The organism is Pseudoflavonifractor sp. 60 (assembly GCF_009911645.1).
Classification (GTDB): domain Bacteria; phylum Bacillota; class Clostridia; order Oscillospirales; family Oscillospiraceae; genus Lawsonibacter.
The window spans coordinates 1-467 of the sequence record NZ_QWKI01000070.1; the positions used below are offsets into that span (position 1 = coordinate 1).

Genomic DNA, 467 nt, shown 5'->3' on the forward strand with positions numbered 1-467 from the left:
TGCGGCCATGTCAGCGGCGGCCCTGGCCCTTGACGGTCAGGATGCCCTCAAGGGTGGTGGCAGTGATGCCCAGCCGCTGGGCCACAGCAATGTCGTTCTTCATGGACTCGGTGACGGTATGCCCGCACACCACCAGCACCCGGGAGCGGCGGAGCAGGTCACGGCCAATGTCGATGCTGCTCTTGTGTTCCTCGGGAACCGCGTCATTGAGGAAAAGGGGCAGAAACAGCGCGGGGCAGATAGGGGCAAAGCCCGCATCGTAAACCGCCCGGCAGTACTGCGCGGCAAGCTCCGCGTTTTCCGTGTCGCCGCCATACCAAGCGGCGGTGATGTAAGCAAGGGGTCGTTTCATAGTCGTTTACCTCCGATATTTTGATAGTTGTCGTTCAGCCCTATCCCCCCGCCCTTTCCCATTCATGGGAAAGGGGGCGGCTCTGGAGGATATATCCCCCGCCGCGCCGGGAGGG

General features: G+C 62.5%; 1 protein-coding gene. It reads right to left on the reverse strand.

Features of this window, described 5'->3' with window-relative positions; translation table 11 throughout:
• Positions 1 to 10: 10 nt before the first annotated feature.
• Positions 11 to 352, reverse strand: coding sequence for a hypothetical protein (locus tag D1646_RS07965; RefSeq protein WP_016316827.1), 342 nt, complete (start codon positions 350 to 352; stop codon positions 11 to 13).
• Positions 353 to 467 lie beyond the last annotated feature (115 nt).

Excerpts from the sequence above, each read along its gene's own strand:
- D1646_RS07965 (WP_016316827.1), bottom strand. The coding sequence starts at position 352 with ATGAAACGACCCCTTGCTTACATCACCGCCGCTTGGTATGGCGGCGAC.